This window comes from Anaeromyxobacter terrae (assembly GCF_022690685.1).
In the GTDB taxonomy this organism is placed as follows: Bacteria; Myxococcota; Myxococcia; order Myxococcales; family Anaeromyxobacteraceae; genus Anaeromyxobacter; species Anaeromyxobacter terrae.
Genome location: NZ_JALCYY010000011.1, coordinates 123069 through 129950, shown reverse-complemented (window position 1 = coordinate 129950; position 6882 = coordinate 123069). Strand labels below are relative to the sequence as shown.

At 77.4% G+C, this 6882-nt stretch carries 7 protein-coding genes; 4 read left to right on the top strand and 3 right to left on the bottom strand.

What is annotated here, in order from left to right; genetic code table 11:
- The 3 genes from MNY62_RS07300 to MNY62_RS07290 form a co-directional block, all read left to right on the top strand.
- A partial coding sequence (locus MNY62_RS07300) for a 2-oxo acid dehydrogenase subunit E2 (RefSeq protein ID WP_242343456.1) occupies positions 1-716 on the top strand: 716 nt, incomplete at its 5' end.
- Positions 717-777: 61 nt separating this feature from the next.
- Positions 778-1062: an acyl carrier protein gene (locus MNY62_RS07295; protein ID WP_242343455.1), complete on the top strand. Its 285-nt coding sequence runs from the start codon at positions 778-780 to the stop codon at positions 1060-1062.
- Positions 1059-2468, top strand: a complete 1410-nt coding sequence (locus MNY62_RS07290; RefSeq protein WP_242343454.1) for an alpha/beta family hydrolase — start codon at positions 1059-1061, stop codon at positions 2466-2468. The genes MNY62_RS07295 and MNY62_RS07290 overlap by 4 nt, the downstream gene beginning before the upstream one ends.
- A gap of 3 nt (positions 2469-2471) precedes the next feature.
- Here the strand turns inward: MNY62_RS07290 and MNY62_RS07285 are convergent, their stop codons facing one another.
- Positions 2472-3407 (bottom strand): ribose-phosphate diphosphokinase, encoded by a 936-nt coding sequence (locus tag MNY62_RS07285; RefSeq protein WP_242343453.1) that lies wholly within the window; start codon positions 3405-3407, stop codon positions 2472-2474.
- A 310-nt stretch (positions 3408-3717) separates the two neighbouring features.
- Entirely contained in the window at positions 3718-4860 is a 1143-nt protein-coding gene (locus MNY62_RS07280) for a site-2 protease family protein (RefSeq protein WP_242343452.1), read from the bottom strand.
- A 426-nt stretch (positions 4861-5286) separates the two neighbouring features.
- Between MNY62_RS07280 and MNY62_RS07275 the strand changes: the two genes are divergently transcribed.
- Positions 5287-5862, top strand: a complete 576-nt coding sequence (locus MNY62_RS07275) for a flavodoxin family protein (protein WP_242343451.1) — start codon at positions 5287-5289, stop codon at positions 5860-5862.
- On the opposite strand, the gene MNY62_RS07270 is transcribed toward MNY62_RS07275, so the two are convergent.
- On the bottom strand, positions 5842-6882 hold the full coding sequence (locus MNY62_RS07270; RefSeq protein WP_242343450.1) for a DUF362 domain-containing protein: 1041 nt from the start codon (positions 6880-6882) through the stop codon (positions 5842-5844). The genes MNY62_RS07275 and MNY62_RS07270 overlap by 21 nt on opposite strands.

Sequence of the window (6882 nt, the reverse complement as noted above, 5' to 3'; positions counted from 1 at the left end):
CCGACGGCGCCGTGACCCTCGCCGACGTCGAGGCGGCCGCCGCGCCGCGCGGCCCCTCGCCCATTCGCCAGGCCATCGCCGCCGCGATGGCCCGCTCGAAGCGGGAGATCCCGCACTACTACCTCGCCGCCGACCTGGACCTCTCGCGCGCGCTCGCCTGGCTCTCGGAGGAGAACGCGCGCCGGAGCGTCGCGGACCGGCTCCTCCCGGCGGTGCTGCTCCTCAAGGCCACCGCGCGCGCCGCGCGGGCGGTCCCCGAGGTGAACGGGTTCCACGTCGACGGCGCGTTCCGTCCCTCGGAGGCGGTGCACCTCGGCGTCGCCATCTCGCTCCGGCAGGGCGGCCTCGTCGCCCCCGCGCTGCACGACGTGGATCGCCGGCCGCTCGGCGAGCTCATGCGCGCCCTCACCGATCTCGTGACGCGCGCCCGGAAGGGCGGGCTCAGGAGCTCGGAGCTCTCGGACGCGACGCTCACGGTGACGAGCCTCGGCGACCTCGGCGCGGGGGCGGTCTACGGGGTCATCTACCCGCCGCAGGTCGCGCTCGTCGGGTTCGGCAAGATCCTCACGCGCCCCTGGGCCGCGGACGGCCGGGTGGAGGCGCGCCCGGTGGTGACCGCCACGCTCTCGGGCGACCACCGGGTGAGCGACGGGCTGCGCGGGGCGCAGTTCCTCGCCGAGCTCGCGCGGCTCCTCGAGACCCCGGAGGACCTGTGATGGCGTCACCCGCCCGCATGGAGCCTGCTGCGGCGCGCGCTGCCTGCGAGCGAGGGACGCCATGACGCCGGAGGCGCTGCGCGAGGCGGTGCTCGCGATGCTCGGGACGATCGCGCCCGAGGTGGACCTCGACGAGATCCGGCCCGCCGCGGATCTCCGCGACGAGCTCGACATCGACTCGATGGACTTCCTCCGCTTCGTCGTCCAGCTCGAGCAGCGGCTCGGGGTGCCGGTGCCGGAGGCGGACTACCCGCGCATCCGCACGCTCGATCGGTGCGTCGCTTACCTCGCGGAGAAGGGCGCGCACGAGGTCGCGGCGGGTGCGCGCCCGGAGGCGGAGCCATGATCTTCGACGATCGGTCGCACGCGGGCCGGCTGCTCGCGGCCGAGCTCCAGGGGTACCGGGGTGAGCGGCCGGTGGTGCTCGGGCTCACGCGCGGCGGCGTGCCGGTCGCCTACGAGGTGGCGCGCGCGCTCGGCGCGCCGCTCGACGTGCTCGCCGTGCGCAAGCTCGGCGCGCCGGGGGATCCCGAGTACGCGGTGGGCGCGATCGCCGAGGGCGGCGCGGTGTACGTCAGCCGGGACGCGGTCCGCGAGACGGGGCTCTCCGAGGAGGAGGTGGCGGTCCTGGCGGAGCGCGAGGCGGTGGAGCTCCAGCGCCGCGTGCAGGCCTACCGCGGCGACCGGGCGCCCCCGGACGTCGCCGGACGGACGGTGATCCTCGTCGACGACGGGGTCGCGACCGGCGCGACGGCGCGGGCCGCGGCGCGCGCGGCCCGGCGCTGGGGCGCGGCGCGGGTGGCGCTCGCCGCTCCGGTCATCGCGGCGCAGACCGCAGCGGAGCTGCGCCCGGACCTCGACGACGTCGTCGCGCTCGAGCGTCCGCGCGACTTCCGCGCGGTGGGCGCGTGGTACCGGCGCTTCGCGCAGGTCGGCGACGCGGAGGTGCTCTCCTGCGTCGAGCGCGCCCGCCGGGAGTCGGGGGACGAGGAGCTCTGGGGCGGCGAGTGGAACGCTCCCGCCGGCGAGGAGGAGCCCGGCTCGGCGGCGGAGCCGGAGGTGGAGGAGCGCTACCACGCCATCCCGTTCGACGGGTCGCGGCGCGGCCCGGGCGCGCTCGAGGCGGCGCTCGCGGTGCCGCGGCAGGCCGCGGGGCTCGTCGCGTTCGTCCACGGGAGCGGCTCGTCGCGGCGGAGCCCGCGCAACGGCCACGTGGCGCGGGCGCTCCAGCGCGCCGGGCTCGCCACCCTGCTCTTCGATCTCCTCACGCCGGAGGAGATCGCCGAGGACCAGCGCACCGAGGAGCTCCGCCTCGATCTCCAGCTCCTCGCCGGACGGGTGGTCGCGGCGGTGCGCTGGGCCGCCGCCCACCCGGACACGCGCGCGCTCCGGCTCGGCCTCTTCGGCTCGAGCACCGGGGCCGCGGTCGCGCTCCTCGCCGCGGCGGCCGAGCCCGAGGGCGTCGCGGCCGTCGTCTCACGCGGCGGGCGCCCCGACCTCGTGGATCCGGCGACGCTCCGGCGCGTCGCCGCGCCGGTGCTCCTCGTCGTCGGCAAGCGCGACACCGGGGGCCTGGCGCTCAACTCCGAGGCCCTGCCGTTCCTGCGCCAGGGCGCCCTCGAGATCGTGCCCGGCGCGTCGCACCTGTTCGCCGAGCCGGGCACGCTCGACGCGGTGGCGCGCCAGGCGGCGCGCTTCTTCGGCCACCACCTCGGCCGGGCGCAGGCGTCCGGCGCTCTGCCGCCGCGCTGACCGTCAGATCGTCGCGAGCAGCTCCGCGAGCGGCCGCTCCTCGCGCAGCCGCCGGATCGCCTCGGCCAGGAGCGGCGCGAGCGGCACGACCTCGGTCGCGAGCCCGGGCGTCTCCGGCACGGGGAGGGAGTCGGTCACGACGAGGCGCGCGAGGGGCAGGGCCGCGAGGCGCTCCGCCGCGCCGGGCACGAGGAGCGCGTGCGTGGCGGCGACGACCAGCTCCGGCCTGGAGCCGGCCGCGAGGAGCGTCCGGCTCGCCGCCTCTATCGTCGCGCCGGTGCTGATCATGTCGTCGACGATGATGGGCGCCCGCCCGGCCACCTCGCCCGAGACGCCGCGGACCGCGACCTCGCGGGCCGAGAGCCGGGTCTTGTGCACGCACGCGGAGGGCAGCGCGAGGAGCCGGCCGAAGGCCTCGGCGCGCTTCGCAGCGCCGAGGTCCGGCGCGACGATCACCGCGTCCCGGGGCGCGACGCGCGCGATCGCCGCTGCGAGCGCGGGGATCGCGGTGAGGTGATCGAGCGGCACCGAGAAGAACCCCTCCGCGGCCGCGCCGTGAACGTCCACGGCGATCACCCGGTCGGCCCGCGCGGAGAGGAGGTCCGCCGCGAGTCGCGCGCCCAGCGGCTCGCCGTCGGCGCGGCGGCGATCCTGCCGCGCCCAGGCGAGGTAGGGCACCACCGCGGTGACGCGCGCCGCCCCCGCGCGCCGGCACGCGTCGGCGAGGAACAGGAGCTCCAGCAGGTGCGCGTCCGGCTGCGGCCCGAGGGGCTGGACGAGGTACACGTCGGCGCCGCGGAGCGGCTCCTTCACCGCGACGTGGAGCTCCCCGTCGGGGAAGCGCTCGAGCGTCCGGGCGGCGGGCGTGAGCCCGAGCTCCGCCGCGATCGCCGCGGTGAGCGCCGGGTGGTAGCTCCCGCCGACCAGGATCGCCCTCATGGCTCACCCCCGCGGCGCGTGCGCGCGCATGGAGAGGGGCCGCTGTGGAGGCGGCCCCCCTTGCCCAGGGACATGACCTCGTGCGCGCGAGCCGTGACCGCGTGCCGGGCGCGCGCCCGGTCTCCACGGTCAGGAGCGGGGACGTCCCGCAGCGCCTCCGGCCTCACGAGAGGACCGTCGCGAGGTTCCGCGCGTTCCCCGGACGATCCCAGGATACGCCGCGGCCGCGAGGCGGTGCCCGGGTCGAGTGGGCTCGCCCGTCGGCGGCGACCCGGCGGCGCGACCCGAGCTCCGGCGCGGGGCGCCGCGATCATCGCGACCCTGCGGGCGGCGTCCCCTGCGCGGGGTGCTGGGTCGAGGCGAGCTGGCGCAGGCGCAGGCCCCGCGCGAGGTCGAAGGACGAGACCACGCCCACGAGCCGCCCGTCGTCGGCCACGGCGAGGTGATCGCTCCCCCTCGGCTCGAGCTGCGCGATCACGTCCACGACGCGGTCGCCCGGCGCGACGACGCGCGCCGGCTCCATCGCCGCGCTCACCTTCGTCCGCCGGCGCTCCTCGATGGGCAGCTTCTCCACCGCCTCGATCCGCACGAAGCCCGCGGCGCGGCCGCCGTCGATCACCGGCAGCGCGACCCGCCGCTCGCGCAGCATCCGCTCCCCCACGGCGAACACCGTCTCGTCGGGCGCGACCGCGCTCGGCGAGGGGGTCATGATCTCGCTCACCCGCAGGTCGCCGAGCAGCGCGCGCACGAGCACGTCGTGCTCCTCCGCGTGCGCGCCGGCCCACACGAAGAACGCGACGAGGATGAGGATCGGGTTCCCGGACGCGAAGCCGATCGCCGCGAAGAACGCGGCGAAGGCCTTGCCCACGTTCGCGGCGATCCGCGTCGCCTCGGCCACGCTCCGCCGCCGCGCCAGCACGGCGCGGAGGACGCGGCCCCCGTCCATCGGGAACGCGGGAAGGAGGTTGAACAGCCCGAGCGCGAGGTTGACTCGCGCGAGGGTCTCGAGCGCGAACACCAGCGCGGGGGCCCCGGCGCGCAGCGCCGCCGCGGAGAGGCCGAAGGCGACGAGGGCGAGGGCGAGGCTCGCGGCCGGCCCGGCGACGGCGACGCCCGCCTCGGCGCGAATGTCCGCAGGCGGCTCGGCCACCTCGGTCACGCCGCCGATGACCATGAGCGTGATCGCGCGCACCCGGCCTCCGCGGCGCACGAGGACGAGGCAGTGCGCGAGCTCGTGGAGGAGCACCGAGACGAAGAGGCCGGCGGCGAGCGCGAGGCCCCAGGCCCAGCGCGGTCCCGGGATCCGCTCCGGCGCGACGCCCGCGAGCGCCGCGAGCTCGGGGACGGCGCGCGCGAACATCCAGGCCAGGAACGGCAGCGCGAGGAGCAGCGTCACGTCCAGCCGGATGCGGATGCCTCCCACCCGGCCGATCTCGAGGCCCGTCCTCGCCATCTCGGTTCCGCCTCCGCTCCGCCGCTCCTTCGAGCGCCGCGACAGGATCTTCGCGCGCCGGGCGCTTCCGCGCGCCGCTCCGCCCGGGGCCGCGCGCCGCGCGCGCGAGCGCCAGGTCGACGCGCGGGCGGGCATCGCCCCGGCGGGCAACCGGGCGATGCAGATGCGGAGCCCTGCGACGCGGGTGCGACGCGGAGCTCAGGCGCAGCCGGAAGGGGCGCCGAGCTGCTGCGCCGAGCGAGCGGGGGTCCAGGGGAACGCGTCCTGTGCGCCCGCCCGGCGAGACGTCACCCGTCCGCGTTGGGAGGAGCCCCGCAGGCGCGGCCGCCGTCCCCATGAGCCCCGGCGCTCCTCGCGGATCGCAGGCGGATACTCGGACGCGCTTCCTCCCGCCCGCTGCGGGCGCGGAGGCGCGCGAGGCCCGCCATGCAGAGACCCAGCGTCCTGGTCGTCTACTTCTCGCGATCCGGCCACACGAGGCGGCTCGCCGCCGCGATCGCCCGCGCGCTCGGCGCCGATCTCGAGGAGATCCGCGACCGCGCGGATCGGCAGGGGCTGACAGGCTTCGTGCGCTGCGAGCTCGAGACGATCCTCGGGGTCACGAACGTCATCGAGCGCCCGCGCCACGATCCCGCGCGCTACGACCTCGTCGTCGTGGGCGGTCCGGTCTGGATGGCCTCGGTCTCCACGCCGGTGCGGACCTTCCTGTGGCTCGAGCGCGAGCGGCTGCCCAAGCTCGCCTTCTTCGTCACGCTCGGCGGCATCGGCAGCGACCGCGCGTTCGGGCAGATGCGCAAGCTCGCCGGCAAGGCGCCGCTCGCGACCCTCGCGGTGCGCGAGGGCGAGCTCGCGGACGGCGTGGCGCCGGTGCGCGTGCGGGCCTTCGCGGACGCGCTGCGCGCCGCCGTGAAGACTCCGGCCCGCCGCCGCCGGTCGCGCCCGCCGCGCGTCACGCCGGCCGGCCCACGGGCGCGCCGGGTGTCAGCCGAGCTCCCGGCGTAGCCGCGCGACGTCGGCCTCGCTCGCCCCGGCGAGGAGGATCCGCTCACCCGACGCGGCCCCGACGCCGATCTCCGCCGCGCGCCGCATCATCGGAATGTCCCAGATCGAGCCGCGCCGGATCCGCTCGTTCGTCCCCGCGATGCGCAGGAGCGCGAGGCCCACCGCGTCGAGGGCGAGCGGATCGGTGCTCGCGGCGATGACGTCGGGCCGGCAGCGGTCGCCCTCGTCGGGCCCGCCGTCCGCGAAGCCCTCCCGCGCATCGAGGAGGACGAGCGCGGGGTAGGCGACGAGCGAGATCTCCGCGAGACGAGCGCGCAGCCCCGGCCCGAGGTGCATCCGGACGCGGGCCGCGCCGTCGACGATCCCGACCGCGTTCTTCATCGCCATCGTGAAGTCGCCCCGCACGTGCGTCCGCGGCGTGCAGAGCCCGATGACGTGGTCGGCCGCGAGCACCGGCCGGTAGATCCGGATCGTCCGGTCCGGCCAGTGCGCGGCGAGCGGGTGGCGCACCCAGGCGACCTCCGCGTCCTCGAGCGCGATGCAGGGGATCCCGAGCGAGCGGGCGGCGTCCCGGATCCCGGTCCGCTCGAGCGCGGCCCGCGTCGAGTGCAGGAACATGGTGCGATCCGCGACGAACGGCGCGCCGCCCGCCTCGAGGACGAGCCGGGCGACGATCTGGACGACCTCGGGGTCGGTCGTCGCGGGGTAGGGGTTCCCGCTGTTCACGGCCGGCTTCAGCAGCACCGAGTCCCCGGGACGGATGAACCCGAGCCCTCCGGCGAGGCGGATGGCCTCTTCCACCGCGGCCCGCAGGCTCGGCGACGCGGACGGGCGCACCACCGCGACGGTGCTCGTCGCGGGCGGGCGCGGCGCGTCCGGCAGCGCGTGTGACCGCGCGCCGGCTGGCGTCGCGCGCGACGCCCCCGAGAGCGCGGACACCGCAGCCACCGACGCGGCGCCGGCGAGAGCGCCCGCCACGAACCTGCGCCGGCCGAGCCGGTGATGGAGGGACCTGTCCAT